Source organism: Candidatus Limousia pullorum (genome assembly GCF_057405065.1).
Genome location: NZ_CM171614.1, coordinates 1,241,771 through 1,265,368, shown reverse-complemented (window position 1 = coordinate 1,265,368; position 23,598 = coordinate 1,241,771). Strand labels below are relative to the sequence as shown.

Here is a 23,598-nt window from a genome sequence, read left to right as displayed (position 1 = left end):
TAGTGTTTAACTAAGGAAAAATTTTAAGCGATTTCTTCCATTGAGCAGGAGCAGCCCAAGCTGTGCTTTACACGGTCGTTTACTTCTGCTTTCTTTGCATTGTTGAAACGGTCAACAGTTCCTACAAGATAGCCTGTAATTCTTCTGATTCTCTCAAAAGGAACAGGGTCATACTCATATCTCATATCAACAAACTCGCCGTCAACTTTAAGTTCTACAGATTTTATATATTTATCAGGATGATTTGCTTTAAGCTGTTCAACGTATACATTTATCTCTTCCTGGGAAAGATTTCCGCCTACTACATTTATATTCATAAGTTAACCTCCATTACTAAATATTGTGTTTCTCTTTGAGTGCACACATATTTTAGCACCATATATAGTAAAAGTCAATAGTGATTACTGATTTTCAAAAAATATTTTTTTATCCTTAAAAATCACATCAAATACTTGACATAAGTTTTTATAAAGCATATAATGATTAAGTAATCTGCGCTTTGTAAAGTCATTTTGCAGAGCTGATAATAAAAATTTAACAAAAGCCTTAAATGCTATGATGAAGAGAAGTAGCAAAAGAATTCGCTTACAGTGAGTACGGGACAGTGTGAACCGTACAGCAGAGCTTTCGTGAATAACACTTCGGAGCAGCTATCTGAACAGGAATATCCCCAAGTAGGTGATGCCGTTGACTGTGCGTTAAACAGGATGCTTTTTTATGAAGCTTAGAGTGACCGGTTTTCCGGTAATATAGGTGGTACCACGGGTTTACAGCTGCTCGTCCTATTTTTAGGGCGAACAGCTTTTTTTATTAAAATCTATTAACCTTTAAAATAAAACAAGCAATACAAGGAGAAAACTTATGAAACACATCGACATTAAAGACATTCAGACAAAAGCTGAATATGTAGACACAGACGTCACAGTATGCGGCTGGGTAAGAACTTCCAGAGATTCAAAAAACATGGCTTTTCTCGAGATGAACGACGGAACAAGCCTTAAACATCTTCAAATCGTAATCGACAAGTCAGCCCTTGACAATTACGACTTTGCTTTAAAGCTTGGAACTGCTTTAAAGGTAACAGGTACAGTAGTTCCTGCAAGACAGGGCAGTGTTGAGATAAACGCTAAGGAAATCACACTTTTGGGCGACTGTCCGGCAGATTATCCTTTGCAGAAAAAACGCCACACCCTTGAATTTTTGAGAACTATGCCTCACCTCAGAGTAAGAACCAACACATTTAACGCTGTTTTGAGAGTGCGTTCTGTTATGGCTGCTTCAATCCACAAGTATTTTCAGGACAGAAACTATGTATATATCAACACACCTCTTCTCACAGGAAGCGACTGCGAGGGCGCAGGTGAAGTATTCAAGGTAACTACAATCGGTTATTCCGACCAGTACAAATCAGAAGAGGAATACTACAGCAACGACTTTTTCGGCAAGAAAGCAGGTCTGAGCGTTTCAGGTCAGCTTGAGGGCGAGGTTGCCGCAATGGCAATGGGCAAAATCTACACATTCGGTCCAAGCTTCAGAGCTGAAAACAGCAACACACCAAGACACGTTGCAGAGTTCTGGCACATTGAGCCTGAAGTTGCTTTTGCAGAGCTTGACGACATAATCGAAATTGCCGAGGACATGATAAAATATATAGTAAGAGACGTTATGGAAAAATGCCCTCAGGAGCTTGCTTTCTTCAACCAGCATTTTGAAAAGGGTCTTATCGACAAGCTTCAGCACCTTTTGGACAGCGAGTTTGAAATTCTCGATTACACAAAGGCTATCGAAATCCTCAAGGACGCAAAGAAAGAGTTTGTATACCCTGTTGAGTGGGGCTGCGACCTCCAGACAGAGCATGAAAGATACATCACAGAGGAAGTATTCAACAAGCCTGTATTTATCACAAACTATCCTAAGGACATCAAGTCTTTCTATATGAAGCAAAATCCGGACGGAAAGACAGTTGCCGCAACAGACCTTCTTGTTCCCGGCGTAGGCGAAATCATCGGATGCAGTGAAAGAGAAGCTGACTATGACAAGCTGGTTGAGGCAATGAAAACAAGAAACATGAACATGGATGAATATGCAGATTACCTTGAGCTCAGAAAGTTCGGCTCTGTTCCGCACAGCGGCTTCGGTCTTGGCTTTGAAAGAATTATCATGTATGTAACAGGTATGAGCAACATCCGTGACGTAATTCTTTACCCGAGAACAGTAGGAAGCATCAGATAAGGCTTTCTAACACTACGAAAGGATAAGAAAACATGAAAAATCTTATAATTCCGGAGAACTACTCCTCACCGCTTACTTTGAGAGAAACTCAAAGTGCGGTAAAATACATCAAAGATACTTTCCAGAAAAAGCTTATCGCAGGACTTAATCTTGACAGAATTACCGCTCCCCTTATTGTTTTCAGCGACAGCGGAATAAACGACGACCTCAACGGAGTTGAGCGCAAGGTTTCTTTCTCAATGAAAGAAATCGACGGCACTGCCGAGGTTGTACAGTCCTTGGCAAAATGGAAAAGAATGGCTCTCCACCGTTACGGATACCAAAACGGCGAGGGTATTTACACAGATATGAACGCCTTAAGACGTGACGACGATGTTGACAACACACATTCAATCTTTGTTGACCAGTGGGACTGGGAAAGAGTTCTCACAAGAGAGGACAGAAACACAGATTTTCTGAAAAAGACAGTTGAAACAATCGCACATGCAGTTGTTGACACTTTCTATGAGGTAAAAGCAAAGTATCCTAAAATCCAGGGGGACTTCAACAGAGATGTATTCTTTATAACATCTCAGGAGCTTGAGGATATGTATCCTGACATGACCTCAAAGGAAAGAGAAAACGCAATCACAAAAGAGCACGGCACTGTGTTTATTTCTCAGATTGGCTCTGTTCTTAAAAGCGGCAAAAAGCACGACGGAAGAGCACCTGACTACGACGACTGGAGCTTAAACGGCGACCTGTTCTTCTGGCACAATGCATTAAACGCTTCCCTTGAAATTTCTTCAATGGGAATAAGAGTTGACGCTCAGTCACTTATGAAGCAGCTTGAAATCTGCGACGCTACAGAGAGAACAAAATTTGAATATCATAAGATGATTTTAAACGACGAACTTCCGCTTACAATAGGCGGCGGTATCGGACAGTCAAGACTTTGTATGCTTATGCTTGACAAAGCTCACATCGGCGAAGTACAGGTTTCCCTGTGGCCTGCCGATATGGTTGAAAAATGCAGAGAGGGCAACATTATTTTACTGTGATTTTTTGTCAAAACATGACATATGTAAAGAAAATTTCCGGGATTTTCGTACAATAATACGAAAATTCATAAAGCCGTCACTTTTTGGAGTTAATGCCTTTAAAACTCCGCTAAAGTATGTTAAAATTTAAAAAAATGCGTATATTTCAGCATAATGGGCTGTAAGTCTCTACCCTTTATCCGTAATAAAGGACTACGCAGGAATAACGGCAGACGTCATTTTAAAAATGGCGTCTGTTTCCCTGCCTGCCTCATATTATGCCGAAAAACGCAAATAATATGAGGAGTTTTTTTATGTCAAATCAAGTAAGCAACATTTACAAGCTTGACGGAAGAGTACCTCTGTCAAGGGCAATTCCTTTGGGAATTCAGCACGTTCTTGCAATGTTTCTGGGCAATGTTTCCCCTCTGCTCATTGTCTGCGGTCTTATTGAGATGGACCCGGCTATGAAAACAATGCTTATTCAGAACGCAATGTTCATTGCAGGTATCACAACCCTTATTCAGCTTTATCCAATCTGGAAAGTCGGATGCAGACTTCCTGTAGTAATGGGTACAAGCTCCGGATTTATCGGAACCTGCAAAGCCATAGGTGTAAACTACGGCTACGGCGCAATTTTGGGAGCTTCCCTCATAGGCGCAATTTTTGAAATTTTCTTAGGTTTCTTCATCAAGCCTTTGAAAAAGCTTTTTCCTCCGGTTGTTACAAGCCTTGTTATCATGTCAATCGGTCTTTCACTGCTTCCTGTAGGCGTTAATTATTTCGCAGGCGGCTCAGGCAGCGCAGATTACGGCAACTGGAAACACCTTTTGGTAGGTACAGTTGTTGTTCTTACAATCGTTTTCTTTAAGCAGTTTACAAAGGGATTTTTGAGTGTTTCCTCAATCCTTATCGGTATTATCGTTGGATATATCCTTGCAATCTGCCTTGGAATGGTTGATTTTACTCAGGTTACAGAGGCAAGCTGGATAAGCCTTCCACACCTTATGCCGGTAGCTATGGACTTTAACTGGCAGGCAATCGTTGCAATGCTCATCATGTTCGTGGCAACTGCCGTTGAAACTGTCGGCGACATTTCAGGTATCGCCAACGGCGGACTTGACAGAGAAGCAACCGACAAGGAGCTTTCCGGCGGCGTAATCGCTGACGGTTTCGGAAGCCTTTTGGCTGCTGTGTTCGGTGTTCTTCCAAACACATCATTCAGCCAGAACGTAGGTCTTGTAGCTGTTACAAAGGTTGTAAACAGATTCTGCATTATGACCGGTGCAGTTTTCCTCATTCTCTGCGGATTTATTCCAAAGCTTTCCGCTATTCTCTCAGTAATGCCTCAGTCAGTTTTGGGCGGCGCAGCTGTAATCATGTTCGCTATGATTTTGGTTAGCGGTATGCGTTCACTCCAGAGAGAGAAGCTCACAGGCAGAAACGAAATCATCATTTCCCTTGCTCTCGGCTTGGGCGTTGGTATCGGTATGGTTCCTGAGTCACTTAGTCTTATGCCTGAATGGGTTAGCCAGATTTTCGCACAGAACGGAATTATCATGACTTTCGTAATCGCTACCGTATTCAATCTTATTCTTCCAAAGGACAAAGAAACAGACGACGAAAAGGTTTCAAAGGTTGTCCGTGAGGAATACAAAGACAAATAAGAATATTTGAGTCCTTAACGACAGGATTCCCGGGGCTGTCTTCAATGCCGGGCGTGTTTAGCCCACATTGAAAGACAGCCCTTTTGATTTGACATTTTTCACATAAATAAAACCTTAATATATAATAAAAAACACATTAAGCTATCGACAAGGCTTACGCCTTTTTGATAAAATAAAAATAAAAAAGAAAGGAAAAATTCGAAATGAAGAAAAAACAGACACTTGCTTTTCTCTTGGCTTTGGTTATGATGTTCTCTGTTTTCGCAGGATGCGCAGGAAACAATGATACCACAACAGAAGAGCAGACCACAGCAGCACAGGAAACAACCGCAGAAACCACAGGCGAAATCACAATTACAGACCATATAGGCAGAGAGGTAACCCTCGAGGCTCCGGCTGAGAAAATCGTTTCCGCTTACTATCTCTCCTCTTCCCTGCTCATCGCACTTGGCGCAGAGGATAAGGTTGTGGGCATCGAGATGAAAGCAGACACAAGAGGACTCTATAAGCTCGCCGCTCCTCAGTTCCTTGATTTGCCGGCAGTAGGCTCAGGCAAGGGCATAAACGTTGAGGAAACTGCCGCTTTGGAACCTGACCTTGTTATCATTCCAAAGAAGCTTTCCGACTCTGTAGAGCAGTTTGAGGCTTTGAACATTCCGGTAGTAGTTATTGACCCTGAAACACTTGACAGCTTCCTTGAAACAGTTGACATTTTGGGCAAGCTCACAGGCTGTGAGGAAAAGGCACAGAGCCTTATCGACGATTACAACCAGGTTATCACAGAGGTTTCCGAGCTTACAAAAGACGTTGAAAACAAACCTCTTGTTTACATTGCAGGCAGTGACATGCTGAGAACAGCCGGAACAGGCATGTACCAGAACGACCTTATCGAGATTGCAGGCGGCACAAACGCAGCCGCATCCATCGAGGACAGCGCATGGGTTGACATAACAGCAGAAGAGCTTCTCTCATGGAATCCTGAAAAGGTTTACGTTGTATCCTACAGCGATTACACAATGGACGAATTTATCGCCGCATATCCTCAGCTTACAGCAACACAGTCACCTGAGGAAAATGTAACGGTATTCCCAGGAGCTATAGAGCCATGGGATTATCCGACAGCTTCCGCACCTTTGGGCGTTTTGTGGCTTGCAAACGACCTGCACCCTGAGCTTGTTTCCGATGAGGACCTTGAAACAAGAGTAACAGAGTTCTACAAGGAGTATTTCGACATCGACGTAACCCTTGAGGACGTAAACAACTACGAAACAGCTGCGGCTTAATTTTCTGTAAACAAAAATATAACAATAACAACGGGAGATACCGAAATGAAAAAAAGACTTTTGATAACAGCGCTATTATGGGTGGCTCTTATACTCGTTTCCGCCTGCGTCGGAAGATATCCTTTATCACTTGAGGATATTTTTCTGATTATAACAGGCAGACATGAGTCAGCCACTGCCGTTTCCCTGTTTTGGGAAATAAGGCTTCCCCGTGTGCTTTTGGTGGCATACGGCGGAGGAGCTTTGGCTGTTTCCGGCGCAGTTTTTCAGACTCTTTTTTCAAACCCACTGGTATCTCCCGATGTTTTGGGCGTCACCAGCGGATGTTCCGTAGGTGCAGTTTTTGCCATGCTTTTCCTGCCCTCAGCTATGTGGGCGGTGCAGGGCTCTGCCTTTGTTTTCGGACTTTTGGTGGTAGCGTTTGCTCTGTTTCTTTCCTCATTTGTAAAATCAAACAGGATTTTAGGCATGGTTTTGGCTGGAATTATTGTCAGCAGTGCCGCTTCCGCCGTGCTTATGATTTTCAAAATGGTGGCAGACCCGTTAAACCAGCTCCCAGCCATTGAATACTGGCTTATGGGAGGATTTCAAAACTCAACAAACAGCAAGCTTATACTTGTTGTATCAATCACAATAATCCCTTTGATTTTAATGTATCTTTTGAGATACCGCCTGAAAGTTTTGTCCCTCGGCGACGAGCAGGCGCAAAGCTTGGGAATTTCTCCCCTTAAAACAAGGATATTTTTTATAGTTTTAGCCACTCTGCCTGTTTCCGCAGTGGTATCTGTTGCGGGCGTTGTGAGCTGGATAGGACTTATCGCTCCCCATATAGTCAGACTTTGCATAAGCCGTGACATAAGCAAAAATATGGGTGCTGTTTTCTTTACCGGCGGCGTGCTTTTGATGGCAGCCGACCTTTTCGCAAGAAATATTTCGGGACTTGAGCTTCCTATAAGTATATTCACATCACTATTCGGAAGCGTGTTCCTTACATTCCTGCTTATAAGAAGATTTTTTGATAAAAAAGGAGGAAACAGACTGTGAAAATTCAGGTAAAAGACCTTACAGCCGGGTTTCATAAAAATCCAATACTTGAAAATGTTTCCTTTGAAATATCAAAAGGCGGAATATGGTTTCTTTTAGGGCCTAACGGCTCGGGAAAATCAACTCTTATAAAAACTCTTGGCGGATATATAACGCCGGAAAAGGGCGATATTCTTTATGACGACGTTTCCCTTAAAAACATACCGATAAAGAAAAGAGCAAAAATAATCGCATACATGCCCCAGAAATTTTACTCACAGTCAATGACCGTTGAGGACTTTGTAACAATGGGCGCCACCCCTTACCTTTCCCCTTTTCAGCAGCCTCAAAAATGCCACAGGGAAAAGGCAAAAAAATATATAGATGAAATGGGTATTTCCCACCTTTCCCAAAGAAGCACAGAGGAAATAAGCGGAGGAGAGCTTCAGCTTGCCTGCCTTGCCAAAACCTTTACCCAGGAAACCGACTACATTCTGCTGGACGAGCCAACCTCGGGACTTGATGTAAAACGCCAGCAGGATTTTATGAAAAAGGTCAAGGCTCTTTCAAAGGAAAATCAAAACAAGCTTATAATACTCAGCGTTCACGACCCCAACCTTGCCCTACAGTACGGCGACGGCATCTTGCTTATAAAGGAGAAAAAAGTGGACATCATACCAAAAACGGATGAATTTGCAAAAAGCCTTTTGAAAAAACTTATACCCGTTTATGGAAATGACCTTAATTTGTCGGAAGAGGGATTTTTATATTGGAAAACCTGACATAAAATGATATAATTAAACATAATAAAACAAAAAATAAAAGGTCAATTCTGTCAGCAAAAGGAGGAATTATATTGTTTAAGGCTCAAAATTATATTAAAGCTTCAGACCTTCAGGAAGCCCTTGAACTGAACAAAAAAAGAACCAACAAAGTTCTTGGCGGCGGCTGTTGGATGAAGATGGGAAAAAAGAACATCAACACACTGATAGACCTCAGCGGTTTGGGACTTGATAAAATAACAGAAACCGACGACGAAATAACAATAGGCGCTATGGTCACTCTCCGTGACATTGAAACAAGCCCTGTTATAGAAAAATATTTTGGCAATTACTTTAAAGATGCATTTACACACATTGTAGGCGTGCAGTTCCGCAACTGCGCAACCATAGGCGGAAGTGTTTTTTCACGCTTCGGATTTTCAGATATTGTCACATCTCTGATTGTTTTGGGTACAGAGGTTGAGCTTGCCGGCGGCGAAACTGTTTCCATGGAGGAATACTCCCAAAGAGATTACGACAACGATATTGTTGTAAACATACACATCAAAAAGGACGGCAGAAAAGCCGCCTATGAAAGCTTTAGAAACACACAGACCGATATCCCCGTTTTAAACTGTTCCCTTGCATATGACGGCAAAAAGCTTTATGCCGCTGTTGGCGCAAGACCAATGAGGGGAAAAGTTTCCACAATGGACTGTTACGATGTGGAAAACTCTGAAGAAATTTTTAAATTCTTTGAAAAAATCCAGACTGAAACAGAGTTTGGAACCAATACAAGGGCGTCAAAGGAATACAGAAAACATCTCTGCCTTGTACTTTTGAAGCGTGCCTATAAAAAACTTGTCTGTAAGGAGGGCGAACAATGATTATTACAGTTAAAATAAACGGAAAAACCTACAAGGACGAAGTTGCCCCCGATACAGTTCTTTTAGATTATCTGAGAAGTCACGGCTGTTACTCCGTTAAAAGAGGCTGTGAAACCTCTAACTGCGGACTTTGCACCGTTCATATGAACTCGAAGCCTGTGCTTTCATGCAGTGTTTTGGCAGTTCGTGCCGACGGTCAGGAGATAACCACACTTGAGGGACTTCAAAAGGAAGCGGAAGAGTTCGGAGCTTTTCTTGCGGACGAGGGCGGCGAACAGTGCGGTTTTTGCAGTCCGGGATTTATTATGAATGTTTTGGCAATGGTAAAAGAGCTTAAAAATCCAACAGACGAAGAAATAAAAAAATATCTCGAGGGCAATCTCTGCCGCTGTACCGGATATCAAAGCCAGATGAGAGCCATAAAGAAATATCTTGATTTTAAGCAAAAGGAGGAACAATAATGAAATACGTCAACGCTCATATAAGAAAAAAAGACGCAATGAGCCTTGTGACAGGCAAACCTGTTTATACAGGTGATATTGTTCCCCAGAACGCTTTGGTGGTAAAGCTTTTGAGAAGCCCCCACGCAAGGGCTGAAATTATTGACATCAACACTGCGGCGGCTATGAAAGTTCCCGGCGTTGAGTGCATACTCACCTATAAGGATGTTCCTAACTCAAGATTTACTACAGCCGGACAGACATATCCTGAGCCAAGCCCCTATGACAGACTTATTCTTGACAAGCTTCTGCGCTGTGCCGGCGACCCTGTAGCTATTGTTGCGGCGGAAAATGAAAAGGCGGCTGACAAGGCTTTAAAGCTTATAAAGGTAAAATACAATGTACTTGAACCACTTTTGGACTTCACAAAAGCAATGGACAACCCTATAATTGTTCATCCGGAGGACAATTTCAAGGCTCTTTGCAATGTGGGAACAGACAAGAACAGAAACATTTGCAGCAGCGATGTTTTTGAGGTGGGCAATGTTGAGGAATCCTTAAAAAACTGCGATGTTGTACTTGAGAGAACCTACAACACAAAAGCCAACAGCCAGGCAATGATGGAAACATTCCGCACCTTTACCTATATCGACGAGTACGGAAGACTTAACGTGGTAAGCTCAACACAGGTTCCTTTCCACGTGAGAAGAATCCTCTCCAACGCTTTGGAAATTCCAAAATCAAAAATCAGAGTAGTTAAGCCACGTATCGGCGGCGGCTTCGGCGCAAAGCAGAGCGTTGTAAGCGAGCAGTTCCCGGCAATCGTAACAATGAAAACCGGAAGAGCCGCTTATATTGTTTACACAAGAGAAGAGAGCATGACCAACGGTTCACCACGTCATCAAATGCAGATGAAAGTCAGAATCGGCGCAGACAGGGACGGAAGAATTAAGGTTATGGACCTTTACGCCCTTTCAAATGCCGGAGCTTACGGCGACCACGGCCCGACAACTATCGGACTTGTAGGACACAAATCTCTTTCACTTTACGGAAATCTTGAAGCGGCAAAATTTGCCTGCGATGTTGTATACACAAACACAATGGGCGGCGGAGCCTACAGAGGTTACGGCGCTACCCAGGGAATTTACGCCATTGAAACTGCCGTAAATGAAATTGCGGCAGAGCTTAAAATGGACCCATGCAAAATCCGTGAAATGAACATGGTAAAAGAGGGTCAGACAATGGAAACCTACTACGGCGAGCCATGCAACAGCTGTACCCTTGACAAATGTATGGCTAAAGCCAAAGAGATGATAGACTGGGACAGCAAGTACCCGGCAAGAAAGCTTGATAACGGTCACATAAGAAGTGTGGGCGTTGCCATGGCTATGCAGGGCAGCGGTATTTCCGGTGTTGACATAGCAAACGCAGAAATAAGGCTCAACGACGACGGCTTCTACACCTTGCTTATAGGCTGTACCGATATGGGAACAGGCTGTGACACAATACTTTCCCAGATGGCGGCGGACTGTCTTGACTGTGATATAGACAAAATCGCTGTAAGAGGCGTTGACACAGACCAATCCCCTTACGACACAGGCTCTTACGCATCATCCACAACCTATGTTACCGGAATGGCTGTTGTAAAAACCTGTCAGGAGCTTAGAGAAAAAATTCTCGAAACAGGCTGCAAGCTTTTGGGCATTGACAAGGAAAAAGGCGACTTCGACGGAGAAAAGGTGTTTGACCTTGAAACAGGCAAAAGCGTTTCACTTTCAGAAATCGGTTACGCCAGCTTTGAGGGACACAACAAGAGTCTTTCCGCTTCCTGCTCTCACTCCTCCCCGATTTCACCTCCTCCGTTTATGGTGGGAATTGCGGAAATCGACCTTGACCCTGAAACAGGATATGTTCAGGTGGTTGACTACGCCGCAGCAGTTGACTGCGGAACAGTTGTAAACAGAAACCTTGCCCGTGTACAGACCGAAGGCGGTATAGTTCAGGGAATAGGAATGGCTCTTTATGAGGATATTCAGTACAACGAACAGGGACGCATGATAAACAATTCATTCCTGCAATACAAAATCCCAGCCAGAACAGACTTAGGAACTATCAAGGTTGAATTTGAAAGCAGTTACGAACCTACAGGTCCTTTCGGAGCAAAATCCATAGGCGAGCTTGTAATAAACACCCCGTCCCCTGCAATCACAGACGCAATCTACAATGCAACAGGACTTTTCTTCCGCACACTTCCAATAAAGGCGGAGCAGATAGCCTTGGCGCTTTCTGAAAAAGAGGACAAATAATGATTACGGAAATTATTCTTCTTGCCGGCGGAGCTTCCAGACGCTTTAACGGAAACAAGCTGACATCTGAATTTAAAGGCAAAAAATTATTTTTATACGCCTTTGATACTGTTTCTGTTTTTAAAAACAGAGCTGACTACAGGGTTTCCGTGGTGACGTCCAATAAAGAAATCGCAGAAAAAGCGGAAGAATACGGATATAAAGTTATAGATGCCCCTCCCCCTGTGGAGGGCATCGCCGCTTCTGTGAGAGCCGGAGTAAATTCAGCAGATGCAAACCACATTCTATGCTTTTTTGTCTGCGACCAGCCACATTTTAAAAGCGATGAATTTTTAAATTTTACGGAAGAGTTTAAGAAAAGCGGAAAATCTCTGGGTCGTGTATATTCAGAAAACAGCTTCGGAAGTCCCACAATATTCCTGCCAGCTGAAAGAGAAAGACTTTTAGAGCTTACAGGCGACTGCGGCGGCAAAAAGCTTTTTAAAAACAGAGAGTCTGAAACCTTTCTCTTTAAAGTCCCCGAAATATATTTAACTGATTACGATATAAAATTTTAATATGATTTTATCATATTCCATTGACAAAATTGTACAATTGTATTAGAATTTAGTAACCAATTATTATATGAAATGGGGTATTATTATGAAAGCAATGAAAAAAGTATCTGCTCTTCTTATTGCTGTTCTTTTGTCAGTGGCAATATTTGCAGGATGCGGCGGAACAGGAACAAGCGACGAAGACGCAATCAAAGAGGTTGTAGCACAGTTTGAAAAAAGTGTTCAGACTCAGAACATTGACGATATGCTCAAATGCTTCGACCCTGATTCATCTGCCGAGGTTCAGACAGTAATTGACCAGGCTTCTGAATTTGGAATGACTAAAGATGAAATCGCATCAAGCTTCTTTGCACAGCTCTCCTCAAATCCAAGTTCAGCAAAATTCACCACTGAAAACATCGTTATAGACGGTGAAACCGCAACAGCCGATGTTACACTTAACGCCGATGATGTAGAAGACTCCACAAGCGAGCTTACATTTAAAAAGATTGACGGAACATGGTACATTGACGGAAGCGGCAGCGGTCTTGCATAATAGAAATTACAGAAATTTCCTGTTGTTATAAGGCGACGGGAAATTTTTTTAACCTAAAAACAAAATAATTATATTTGTCCAAACAATTACTAACCTCTTATATTTCAACCACACTAAAACAACACATTTATAATTTATATGTTATTATATTTAAGTTTATTAAGTGTTGACAAAACTGCACAATTATATTAGAATGTACTCACCAATTATTATACGAAATGAGGTAGTAAAATGAAAACAATGAAAAAAGTATCTGCTCTTGTTCTGGTACTGATTATGGCTATGACTGTTTTGGCAGGATGCGGTGGAAATTCAGGCAGCGCAGACGAACAGGGAATCAAAGATGTTACAGCTAAATTCCAGAAATGCATGAACGATATGGATATCTTGGGAATCTACGATTGCATCGAGCCTGAAACAGGTGCTCAGGTTAAGGAACAGCTTGAAACATCCCTCGAGGCTCTTGGAATGTCAATGGACGACTTCAAAAACAGCGAGTACTACACAGCAATTATTGAGCAGTTTGAGTCAGCAATGCCTTTTGATATCAAAACTGTAAAGCTTGAAGTTTCAAACATCAAAATTGACGGTGACAAAGCTACAGCAGACGTTCTTGCAAAAGCAGATGGTGTTGAAGATGAAACACAGTCATTGAGCTATGTAAAGGTTGACGGCAGCTGGTACATTGACTCTTCCGCTTTGGGAATGTAATTTAATCTTTAGTACATACAAAACCGACGGTAATCCAAAATCGGAAAACCGCCGGTTTTATTTTTGCAAAATACAAGGGAGAGGCGTGAACCTCTCCACTTTTTACATTTGACTTTTCAACGTCTCTGTAATTATTTATTTACGATTTTAATTTGAACTAATGTTGCGTCATAAATGCTGATTTGACCGTCTTCGTTTACATCTGCCAACTCAACATTAAAGTTCTCAACAGGCATTCCTACAATGTACATCTGAATCAATGTAACGTCGTCAATAGTAAGTTCGCCGTCTCCGTTTACATCACCTAAAATTCCGCCTCTCTCATAATCATCGATTGACATGAAATTAATATGCGGATATTTCTTTGTATAGCTCTGAGCAGTCGATTTTTCTTCGCCAACCATGGTAATTCCCTCAATCTTTGTCTTTTGGGAAATTTCCATAAATCCGAAAGCTGCTGTATAAGCTCCAGCTCCTGCACTTGGTATATATGTATTTTTGCCTCTGATTATTACAGTTTTCAGAGCTTCACAGCCGATAAATGCGTTGTTTCCTATATCTGTAACAGTTGCAGGAATATCGATTTTCTCCAATGATGAGCAGTCAAGGAAAGCACTTGTTCTGATTTCAGTAAGATTCTGACTCAGTTTAACAGTTTTAAGAGAAGCTATACCTCTGAAAGCATGCTGGTTTATAAGCACTACTGTATCAGGCATCTCAACACTTTCAATCATAACGCCTTTGTCGTAAGCTTCTTTAAATACTGATGTGCTTGTACTCATTGCACCGATAGAGGAAACTGTTCTTCCGTCTATTGTTTCAGGAATAACAACATTTACATCTGTTCCGTTGTACTTTGTAATTCTTGCAGAATCAGTGCCTACTTCTTCATACTCCCATACAGAAACTTCTGACGGCTCTTCGGTTCCGAAAACTCTGAACTCTGCGGCACAGATAAAGCTGTTAGGATCTCCGTCATTTTTTGTTGAGCCTTTAACTGTAATCTTTATCATTCTCCAAGGCTTAGGATCAGCAATCTCTACTGAATGACTTTCTGTACCTTCGCCGGATGTTCCATAAGTCCAACCGTTTACGGTTGTAATCAAAGACCACTCTGCACTTTCTCTGTCTGTGTCCAATGTTCCGTAAAGTTCAAAATCTGTAATCTTACCGTTCTTGTCAGCTCTCTGCTTCGGCACATACTCGAATTTATCTACAAAATATTCTGCACCCAAATCCAAGTAATAGCTGTTCTTTGTGTCTGTTTCAAAGTTAACTTCATTGCTGTTAAACTTTGTATGCCAGAAAGTCTCGGTATTTCCGTCTACTGCGTCACCCATCACACGAGTTGGGTCCTCACTTTCCGCATATCCGGTTACACCGGTAATTTGAGGCGATTCAGCAGCACTTGCGGATGTGAAAGAAACCGCAAATACACTGAGAAGCATTGATGCCGCCATAAGAACAGATAACATCTTTTTTAACATCAAATATCAACTCCTTTTTTATTATAATCTGTTAAAGCTTACATATAAAATTGTACCATTTATTCGTATATTTTTCAATACTTTTATAATAAATCAACAAGTTAATATTTTATCAACCGCTATAATCAATTATTCATACAAATAAAAAACGGACAGGATTTTCATCTCCTGCCCGTCGCTTATTAAATCGTTAAGCCGCCAGTCCTGCGATAACCTTTTGAATGACTGTACAGTCGGCAATTGTAATAAAACTATCTCCGTCTATATCTGCAAGGGAAATATCAATTTCTACACTGTTTCCCGCAATATAACTTTGAACCGCTGTTACGTCTGCAATGCTTAAAATATTATCATGGTTCACATCTCCCATTTCATATTCAGGAGCTGTACCGCTGTTGAAATCATATTTGTATTCAACAATTGTCATAACACTGGTAGGTGTTTTTCCGTATCCAATGTAAATTGTATTGTCGCCTTTTTTAAGTCCGTAAATGCAGTTTGATTCTTTGATATCATCCGGAAGCGTGTAGACAACCTCCTGCTTGCAGTCATTTACATTGACTCTCATAACAGTGGTTGAATTATTAAAGTAAAGGTAATCCCCTTCTTTAAAAAGTCTTGTGTAATTTCCTGCATAGAAACCTGTTCCGGCACTCCAGAGGTCTTCGGTTTTTGCAAGCTGTGTTTTATTTCCGCTGTCATCTATCTGTGTAATAATTCCCATCTTACTTCCGGCAGATGTATTGCTTGACATATCCACATAGTAAATTTTTCCGCCGTCAAATATTACCTGGGACTCGGTATCAAGCCAGTAATAATCGCCGCTGTCGTATTTTGTGCTTTCTGCTGAATAATTTGGAGCCCATGTTCCATGGTTTTCACTGCTGTCGTTTTCTGAAAGCTTTTTGTCGCTGATTAAGAAATACTTATGCAGCACTCTTCCGTTAACATCGCTTACCGGGTCATCAAAGGTCGCATCAATATGGTACCAGTTGCCGTCAAGCTTAACCATATTCCATGAATGAATTGTATTTGAAACAATGTGAATATCCTGTATTCCGGCAAGTCTTACAAGGTACTCATAAGCCAGTGCATAGGACTGACAAACGCCTGTGCCCTCTACGATAGCTCCGTAAGCGGTATAAATTGACTTTTCATATTTTCCCGGGCTGTTTTTGCTGTAGGACACATGACAAACCAGAGCATCGTGAATAGCAAGAAGCTTTTCCTCATCGGTCATAGACTCATCTACACCTGACAAAAGCTGCTGGGTATTCTTATCAAAAGCCTCCTGCATTTTTCCGATTTCGATATTCTGCTGAGCTATTTCCTGTTCTGTATCCTCACCGGGATTTTTATTTGATGTGATATACTGAGGGTAAATATAAAAAACCTCGTCCCCTGCATAACCATACTTTAAATAAGTAAACACGTAGAAAAACTGAGGATTATCAAAGAGAATACTCATATAGAAATCCTGCACGTTATCTCTTGTAACTCCCATGCCCCTCACATCAATTTTTCTCTGCAAGGATTCAAGACCGGAAATCACAGTCATTTTTGCTTCATACAAATCCTCTACTATTTCGCCGATATTGTCATCGTCAGGATTTGAAAATGTGATATATTCGCTTGTTGCATAAGAAATCTCCTCTCCTTCCTGAGCGCTGACGGCCACGGAAGCCAAAGAAATAACCATGCACAGTGCAAGAAAAGCAGATATAAATCTTTTTCTTAAATTCAAGAAAGTTCCTCCTTTGTTTTAAATTCTATAAATTACCTTTATTATATCAGAACAAGCCCATATAATCAAACACTATTTTATTATATGTAAAACAGCGCAAAAATCCATACATTATGTAAATATACACAGTATTCCTTAAATTAACGTGGATTATTCACTGTATTTGTATTTTTATGCACAATTTCCTTCCAAGTTTTGAGAAATTAGCTTGACACCTGAACACAGGTGATATATACTTAAAAAGACAATATTTACAAATATAGACTATTTTACCGACGGAGGGATATTATGGATACAAGTATTATTGAAATAGCAGAGCGAATTAAAGGCCTGAGAGAACTCAGCGACTACACACCCGAAGAAGTTGCCGAAGCTGTAAATGTTCCTTTGGAAAAATATCTTGAATATGAATCAGGAACATGCGACTTGAGCTTTACTTTCCTCAACAATGTAGCTGCAAAGCTTGGAGTTGACATAGTAGAGCTTCTCACAGGAGAAAATCCTCACCTTTCCAGATACTGCGTTGTAAGAAAAGGCAAGGGCCTCAACATTACACGCCGTAAGGGATTTAAGTATGAGCATCTCGGCTACCGTTTCAAAAACAAGCTTGCGGAATGTTTTCTTGTAAAAGCTCCGTATATTGAAGAAGAGCAGGACAAGCCTATTATTATGTCAAGACATGCCGGTCAGGAATTTGACTACATTATAAGCGGTTCTCTTAAATGTCAGTTCTGCGGACAGACAGAAATTCTCAACGCAGGGGACAGCGTTTACTACAATTCCGCTGAGGACCACGGAATGATAGCAACCGGCGGAGAGGAATGTGTATTCCTTGCAATCACAATCCACGGTCCAAACAAAGAAAACAAGTAAGTCTTTAAATAAATAACAAAGAGGTATCAAGTAAACATGATAAATATACACCAGAAATTTTGCCGTGAAACTTTCTTTGACGGTAAATTGGTAGATTTCCAGCCCGTATACGGGGAAAACTTTAACTTTGCATATGATGTAATCGACGAAATTGCAAAGGCAGAGCCACAGAGACGTGCGATGCTCTGGACAGACGATTTCGGCAACGATAAGACCTTTACTTTCGGCGATATTTCAAGATACAGCACAATGGCTGCAAATATGTTCACTTCTTTGGGAATTGGACGTGGCGACACAGTTGTGCTTGTACTTAAAAGACATTACCAGTTCTGGTTCTGTGTTTTAGGTCTTCATAAAATCGGAGCTGTAGGAATTCCTGCAACAAATCTTCTCACAAAGAAGGACTATGTTTACAGATTTAACGCAGCCCATGTAAAGGGCATAATTGCCACTACAGACGGCGACGTTATCGAGCATGTTGAATCAGCATTGCCCGACTCACCTACAGTTAAGGTAAAAATTTCCGTAAAGGGCAGCCACGAGGGCTGGACAGATTTTGACAGCGAGTTGGAAAAATATCCTGACACAATGGACAGAATCGAAACACTCGCCACAGACCCAATGCTTCTGTATTTTACATCAGGTACAACAGGAATGCCAAAGATGGTATGGCACGACCACACCTATCCAATCGGCCACATTGTAACAGCAAAATACTGGCACAATGTAATTCCTGACGGACTTCACCTGACTATCTCCGACACAGGCTGGATGAAAGCCATGTGGGGTAAGCTTTACGGTCAGTGGTTTATGGAGGCAGGAATTTTCGTATGTGACTTTAACAAGTTTACACCTGCCGAGCTTTTGCCATTGTTCGCAAAATACAACATAACCACATTCTGCGCACCTCCTACAATGTACAGATTCTTCATCAAGGAAGATTTGGACAAGTACGACCTTTCATCTATAAAGCACGCAACTGTTGCAGGTGAGCCTTTGAACCCTGAGGTTTACAACAAGTTCTTGCAGTCAACAGGCTTGAAGCTTATGGAGGGCTTCGGTCAGACAGAAACAACTCTTACACTGTTCAATATGGTTGGAACAACACCAAAGCCAGGCTCAATGGGCAAGCCGTCACCTGCATATAATATCGACCTTATCGATTACGACGGCAACAGCGTTCCAACAGGTTCCGTAGGTGAAATTGTTTTGAGAACAGACAAGGGCAAGCCATGTGGTATGTTTGACGGATATTATGAAAATCCGGAGCTTACAAAAACAGTTTGGGACAACAACATCTACCACACAGGCGACACCGCATGGAAAGACGAGGACGGCTATTTCTGGTATGTGGGAAGAACAGACGACATCATCAAGTCATCAGGTTATCGTATAGGACCGTTTGAGATTGAATCTGTTATCATGGAACACCCATGCTGTCTTGAATGTGCAATCACAGGTGTACCTGACCCAATCAGAGGCCAGATTGTAAAGGCAACAATCGTTCTTGCAAAGGGCTATACACCAAGCGAAGAGCTTAAAAAGGAAATTCAGCAGTATGTAAAGGTCAACACTGCACCTTATAAGTATCCGAGAGTTGTAGAGTTCGTAGACGAACTTCCTAAGACAATCAGCGGAAAAATCAGAAGAACAGAAATCCGTGGAGATAAAAAAGCCTGATTTTTCATTAAATAAAATATAAAAGACTGCGGAAAATCCGCAGTCTTTTTCCTTTATATGAGGTGATAGGAATGAATGATAAATTTATCCGTGACAGAATATCAATCCTGCGGACTAAAAAGGGCATATCCGAATATAAAATGAGCCTTGATTTAGGACACAGCAAAAGCTATGTGCAGAGTATATCGACAGGCAGAGCTCTCCCCTCTCTTTCCGAGTTTCTGTATATCTGCGAATACTTGGGAGTAACCCCAAAGGAATTTTTTGACGAGGAAACAAAGGACCCACAGCTTGTCCGTGAACTTTACAATATATCTTTATCCTTGGAAAAAGAGGACTTAGAGGTGCTTTTATCCATGGCGAAAAGACTTAAAGAAAAAAATAAATAATATTTAAAAGGTCAAATGGAAAGGAAAGTTAAATCCAATCCATTTGACCTTTTTTATTCCATAAGCTCTGCAATATTTTTTATTATATCCAAAAGCTTGTCCTGTTTAGATTTAGGAAGCTTTTCAAGGATTTCTTCCACAGTCTTTTTATCTCCCTCAGACTTGTTCTCCTTTTCGGAAAAAGTAATAATGTCAGCCACAGGAACCGAAAGAGCGTCACAGATTTTAAAAACCGTGTCCAAAGTGGGGCACTTTTCCCCTCTTTCCAGACGTCCCAAATAAGCCGGATGAATACCGGCACGCAAAGCTAAATTTTCCTGACTGAATCCCTTTTCTAAACGAAACTTTTTTATATTATTGCCAAGATTTTTGGCTATATCTTCTCTCTCCATATAAACCGCCTTTCTGCACTATAGGCTATATATTTTTTCATAACAAATTACAATTACATTATATCATAAAACCAACCCCTGCGCATTTAATGCGCAGGGGTTTCTTCAGAGATTGTTTGAAATATATGAAAGAGATAAAGGAGTAAATCTTATTCTTCAAAAAGGGCTTTTCCCTGAGATTCTATTACTTTTTTATACCAGAAAAAGCTGTCCTTTTTGTATCTGTCAAGGCTTCCGCTGTCTGTTTCGTCACGGTCAACATACACAAGTCCGTAACGCTTCTGATAGCCGTTGAGCCAGCTTAAAAGGTCTGTAAATGACCACACGCAGTAGGAAATAACCTCACAGCCCTCGTCCAAAGCTTCAGCCAAAGCCTTTAAATGCTCTTTGAGATAGGCTATTCTGTAAGGGTCGTGGATGCTCTTGTCCTCTTCCTGCTTGTCAAAAGCTCCCAAGCCGTTTTCAGAAATCACTATTGGAAGATTATATCTGCTTGTGATTTCACGGCAGCAGTATTTCAAGCCGCTGGGGTCTATTGTCCAATCCCAGTCAGTGGTTTTAAGGAATGTATTTGCCGGATTTTTATAAACTCCAGGAATTCCCACAACTGCACCTGTTCCCTTTTTGCCTGTTGTGTTCATTGTTCCGTAAGGTGTAACGCCATCAAGAGGATTGTACTCGCAGACACAAGACTGGTAGTAGTTCACGCCCATAAAGCTGATTTTTGAAGCGGCTTCTTTGAGTATTTCCATATCGCCCTGCTGAATATCAGGGGCAAATCCTCTGTCCTGCAAGTATTTCATAGCGGCTTTCGGGTATCTTCCGTAAGCGTAAATATCCATCCACCAGAAATTTTTTAAATCGTCGTAGTTTACCTTTGACATTGCGTTTATAGGGTCGCAGTTGAGAGCGTAAGAAGGTGTATAGGCAAAGCTTGCGCCTATCATTCCGGTAAATCCCATTTCCCTGTAGGCAATAACGGTCTTTGCGTGAGCCATGTTGGCGTGGTGGTTTACCTGATAAAAAGTCTTTTGGTCGTCGAATTTTCCCGGAGGATGCATAGCTGTAAGCCAGCCCAGAGATGTAAATATATTCTGCTCGTTTAAGGTAATCCAGTATTTTACCTTATTTCCGAAAGCTTTAAAGAGTGTTGTTGCATAGTTTACAAAATCATCAACAATCTTTCTGCTTTCCCAGCCGCCGTATTCATCAACCAAAGCCTGGGGCAAATCCCAGTGATATATGGTAATCATAGGCTCTATGGAGTATTTAAGACATTCATCTATAATATTGTTATAAAACTCAATACCCTTTTTATTTACTTCTCCTCTGCCGTTTGGGAAAATTCTTGCCCATGCTATTGAAAATCTATAGGTTTTCAGTCCGGCTTCTGCCATAAGAGCGATATCCTCTTTATATCTGTGATAATGGTCAACAGCCACATCGCCGGTTGTTCCCTTAAAGGTTTTACCCTCTATTCTTACGAAATTATCCCAGTTTGTAAGGCCTTTTCCATCCTCCAGATAAGCTCCCTCAATCTGATAAGAAGCGGAAGCCGCTCCCCATAAAAAGTTCTGGGGCATTTTCAAATTTTTCATCAAGGTCACCTCAAATCAAAATCATTTCAGACAACTGTTACCAAAACATCCTGTCTGCTAAAAATATCCTTTTGTGACGGCACAACGTCCATGTATTTTTCCTTTTCCTGAACGCTTATGCCTACAAGAGCATTTTTCAAATCATTAGTATTTATTTTTCCTATTTCTTCCCCTGCTGACATATTGTCGCCTGGGTTTTTCTTTATTTCAAAAGCATTTTTACTTCCGAAAACATTCAAAGTTACTTTAAGTCCGCTTCCTGCTTTTTCCATTTCAATAACTTTTCCGTCCTGAGATACTTTCAGAACTTTTCCCTCAAAAGGAGCATAAACGGTTTCTTTATCAGGACTCATCACCATATCGAAATTTTTTGAAAACTCTGACTGTTCCTGATTTTTAAGGATTTCTGACTTAACCGCAGTTCCCTCAACAGGGCTTACAACCTTGTCAAACTTGCTCTTTGGCTCTACAATCTTTGCAGGCTCCGGTGATGGCATATCATCGTCATCCTCGTCTACAATGTCCTCAAAGCCTATAATCATTGTTGCGATAAATGTTACAACCACTGTGATGAGAATTGTCAAAGCGGCAATTACAAGGCTCATTGCGTTGCCCGGTTCTGCATACTGAACTATTGTTACAATAGCAGGAGTTGCGATACCGTAGCACTTCATCTGCATAAATCCGCCGAAAAGACCGCCGGCAACTGCACCGATACATGCTCCGAGCATTGGTTTTTTAAGTCTTACTGTAACACCGTAGAGTGCCGGCTCTGTGATACCTGCAACAAGGGCGGAGAATGCGGAAGAACCTGCAACCTGCTTGAAATCCTTGTTCTTTGTTTTAACTGCAACTGCAAGAGCTGCTGCACCCTGAGCCATATTTGAGCAAAGCTCGGCAATACAGATAAATGCTTCGTATCCGCCTGTAGCAATCATTCCCAGCTTAATAGGTGTAAATGCGTGGTGCATACCAGCCATAACAACAAACGGGAACACACCTGCAACAATTCCCACAGCGATAAATCCAAGCTTATCATGAGCAAAGTATACAATCTTTGAAAGCCATTCGCCGCAGATAGCTCCGAGAGGTCCTAAAACAATAAGTGCAATAGGAGCTGCAATAAGCACAACAAGCATAGGCTTTAAGAAGTTCTTAGTGATAACCGGAGTAATCTTGTCAACCAGTTTTTCAACATACTTGAGCATCCATACGGAAAGTATAATCGGAATAACCGAATAAGCATAGTTTGCGTATGTAACCGGAATTACTCCCAAAAACTTAACGGTCTGTTCCGCTTCGTTAGCCGCACTCATAAGGCTTACAAAGTTAGGATGCAGCATAATTAGTGCAAGGCTTGCGGCATAATAGGTGTTTGTGTTGAATTTTCTTGCCGCAGAAATAGCTATAAGCACAGGCATAAAATAGAAAGCTCCGTCGCCTATAACACTTAAAATCTGATAGGTTTGACCTTCTGTATTCAGCCAGCCAATCATAGGCAGCAGTGTCAGAAGAACCTTTATCATCGCCGCACCGATGATTGCCGGAATTACCGGTGACATAATACCGGAGATAGTATCCATCAGCATAGCCGGAATACTTTGTTTTTTCTTAGGGGCATTGTTTGCTTTCTGAGGTGCAGGCTGGCCCTTAAAGTTTCCAAGCTTGCACAGCTCTTCATAAACATAGGCAACGTCGTTTCCTATAATAACCTGATACTGACCTGCCTTTCTTATAACACCCATAACGCCCTTTGTTCTCTTTACCAAATCGTCGTCTACAATAGACTCATCTTTCAGAGTAAAGCGCAGTCTGGTCATGCAATGTACAAGACCCAGAACATTGTCTTTTCCTCCTACTCTTTCCAGGATTTTTTCCGCTGTTCTTGCGTAATCCATTAAAACTCCTCCATTCTGATTGAATTTACTTTTATATTTTCCGAACCAAATAAATTCATTCAGCTTTTCAGCCGGAGATATTTTTCAAAATTTGTACCCTTGATTTCATTATTCAA

At 41.5% G+C, this 23,598-nt stretch carries 21 protein-coding genes, 1 riboswitch and 1 other annotated feature; of the genes, 15 read left to right on the top strand and 6 right to left on the bottom strand.

The annotated features are described in order from the left end of the window. Positions 1-23: 23 nt before the first annotated feature. Entirely contained in the window at positions 24-317 is a 294-nt protein-coding gene (gene nrdD / locus CGICJO_RS05510) for an anaerobic ribonucleoside-triphosphate reductase (protein WP_087376422.1), read from the bottom strand. 229 nt (positions 318-546) lie between these two features. Further along, positions 547-788, top strand: a binding site (T-box leader). Between the two features lie 73 nt (positions 789-861). Here nrdD and asnS point away from each other — a divergent pair. From asnS to CGICJO_RS05450, 12 genes are all read left to right on the top strand, one after another. Continuing rightward, positions 862-2,232, top strand: a complete 1,371-nt coding sequence (gene asnS, locus CGICJO_RS05505) for an asparagine--tRNA ligase (protein ID WP_486499927.1) — start codon at positions 862-864, stop codon at positions 2,230-2,232. A gap of 32 nt (positions 2,233-2,264) precedes the next feature. Next, the gene (gene asnA, locus CGICJO_RS05500) at positions 2,265-3,272 is read left to right on the top strand and encodes an aspartate--ammonia ligase (protein ID WP_486499926.1); all 1,008 of its coding nucleotides are present in this window, start codon (positions 2,265-2,267) and stop codon (positions 3,270-3,272) included. A 116-nt stretch (positions 3,273-3,388) separates the two neighbouring features. Beyond that, positions 3,389-3,487: riboswitch (purine riboswitch) on the top strand. A gap of 78 nt (positions 3,488-3,565) precedes the next feature. Further along, positions 3,566-4,918 carry a uracil-xanthine permease family protein gene (locus CGICJO_RS05495; RefSeq protein ID WP_486499925.1) on the top strand — a complete coding sequence of 451 codons (1,353 nt, stop codon included), beginning with the start codon at positions 3,566-3,568 and terminating at the stop codon, positions 4,916-4,918. Between the two features lie 203 nt (positions 4,919-5,121). After that, on the top strand, positions 5,122-6,201 hold the full coding sequence (locus CGICJO_RS05490) for an ABC transporter substrate-binding protein (RefSeq protein ID WP_486499924.1): 1,080 nt from the start codon (positions 5,122-5,124) through the stop codon (positions 6,199-6,201). A 45-nt stretch (positions 6,202-6,246) separates the two neighbouring features. Beyond that, positions 6,247-7,245, top strand: coding sequence for a FecCD family ABC transporter permease (locus CGICJO_RS05485; protein WP_087376417.1), 999 nt, complete (start codon positions 6,247-6,249; stop codon positions 7,243-7,245). Then, positions 7,242-8,006, top strand: coding sequence for an ABC transporter ATP-binding protein (locus CGICJO_RS05480; protein ID WP_486499923.1), 765 nt, complete (start codon positions 7,242-7,244; stop codon positions 8,004-8,006). Before CGICJO_RS05485 ends, CGICJO_RS05480 begins: the two co-directional genes overlap by 4 nt. A 74-nt stretch (positions 8,007-8,080) precedes the next feature. Continuing rightward, complete coding sequence (locus CGICJO_RS05475; protein WP_486499922.1) at positions 8,081-8,872, top strand: FAD binding domain-containing protein; 792 nt, start codon at positions 8,081-8,083, stop codon at positions 8,870-8,872. Further along, positions 8,869-9,333, top strand: coding sequence for a (2Fe-2S)-binding protein (locus CGICJO_RS05470; protein WP_486499921.1), 465 nt, complete (start codon positions 8,869-8,871; stop codon positions 9,331-9,333). The genes CGICJO_RS05475 and CGICJO_RS05470 overlap by 4 nt, the downstream gene beginning before the upstream one ends. After that, positions 9,333-11,618, top strand: coding sequence for a xanthine dehydrogenase family protein molybdopterin-binding subunit (locus CGICJO_RS05465; RefSeq protein ID WP_486499920.1), 2,286 nt, complete (start codon positions 9,333-9,335; stop codon positions 11,616-11,618). Before CGICJO_RS05470 ends, CGICJO_RS05465 begins: the two co-directional genes overlap by 1 nt. Then, positions 11,618-12,175 carry a nucleotidyltransferase family protein gene (locus CGICJO_RS05460; protein WP_486499919.1) on the top strand — a complete coding sequence of 186 codons (558 nt, stop codon included), beginning with the start codon at positions 11,618-11,620 and terminating at the stop codon, positions 12,173-12,175. The genes CGICJO_RS05465 and CGICJO_RS05460 overlap by 1 nt, the downstream gene beginning before the upstream one ends. Before the next feature lie 85 nt (positions 12,176-12,260). Next, a complete protein-coding gene (locus CGICJO_RS05455) occupies positions 12,261-12,710 on the top strand; it encodes a YybH family protein (protein WP_158096198.1) in 450 nt (149 codons plus the stop codon). Positions 12,711-12,941: 231 nt separating this feature from the next. Further along, on the top strand, positions 12,942-13,421 hold the full coding sequence (locus CGICJO_RS05450; protein WP_486499918.1) for a hypothetical protein: 480 nt from the start codon (positions 12,942-12,944) through the stop codon (positions 13,419-13,421). Positions 13,422-13,552: 131 nt separating this feature from the next. On the opposite strand, the gene CGICJO_RS05445 is transcribed toward CGICJO_RS05450, so the two are convergent. Beyond that, the gene (locus CGICJO_RS05445) at positions 13,553-14,908 is read right to left on the bottom strand and encodes a leucine-rich repeat protein (RefSeq protein WP_486499917.1); all 1,356 of its coding nucleotides are present in this window, start codon (positions 14,906-14,908) and stop codon (positions 13,553-13,555) included. A 190-nt stretch (positions 14,909-15,098) separates the two neighbouring features. Further along, the gene (locus tag CGICJO_RS05440) at positions 15,099-16,652 is read right to left on the bottom strand and encodes a transglutaminase domain-containing protein (RefSeq protein ID WP_486499916.1); all 1,554 of its coding nucleotides are present in this window, start codon (positions 16,650-16,652) and stop codon (positions 15,099-15,101) included. A gap of 288 nt (positions 16,653-16,940) precedes the next feature. Between CGICJO_RS05440 and CGICJO_RS05435 the strand changes: the two genes are divergently transcribed. From CGICJO_RS05435 to CGICJO_RS05425, 3 genes are all read left to right on the top strand, one after another. Further along, the gene (locus tag CGICJO_RS05435; protein WP_087376407.1) at positions 16,941-17,525 is read left to right on the top strand and encodes a helix-turn-helix domain-containing protein; all 585 of its coding nucleotides are present in this window, start codon (positions 16,941-16,943) and stop codon (positions 17,523-17,525) included. 36 nt (positions 17,526-17,561) lie between these two features. Further along, complete coding sequence (locus tag CGICJO_RS05430; RefSeq protein ID WP_486499915.1) at positions 17,562-19,205, top strand: AMP-binding protein; 1,644 nt, start codon at positions 17,562-17,564, stop codon at positions 19,203-19,205. 71 nt (positions 19,206-19,276) lie between these two features. Next, positions 19,277-19,594: a helix-turn-helix domain-containing protein gene (locus CGICJO_RS05425; protein ID WP_486499914.1), complete on the top strand. Its 318-nt coding sequence runs from the start codon at positions 19,277-19,279 to the stop codon at positions 19,592-19,594. 53 nt (positions 19,595-19,647) lie between these two features. Here the strand turns inward: CGICJO_RS05425 and CGICJO_RS05420 are convergent, their stop codons facing one another. The 3 genes from CGICJO_RS05420 to CGICJO_RS05410 all read right to left on the bottom strand — a co-directional run bounded on the left by CGICJO_RS05420 (position 19,648) and on the right by CGICJO_RS05410 (position 23,482). Continuing rightward, the gene (locus tag CGICJO_RS05420) at positions 19,648-19,986 is read right to left on the bottom strand and encodes a helix-turn-helix domain-containing protein (protein WP_486499913.1); all 339 of its coding nucleotides are present in this window, start codon (positions 19,984-19,986) and stop codon (positions 19,648-19,650) included. Positions 19,987-20,135: 149 nt separating this feature from the next. Further along, entirely contained in the window at positions 20,136-21,584 is a 1,449-nt protein-coding gene (locus CGICJO_RS05415; RefSeq protein WP_486499912.1) for a glycoside hydrolase family 1 protein, read from the bottom strand. Between the two features lie 26 nt (positions 21,585-21,610). Beyond that, positions 21,611-23,482, bottom strand: coding sequence for a PTS transporter subunit EIIC (locus tag CGICJO_RS05410; RefSeq protein WP_486499911.1), 1,872 nt, complete (start codon positions 23,480-23,482; stop codon positions 21,611-21,613). Positions 23,483-23,598 lie beyond the last annotated feature (116 nt).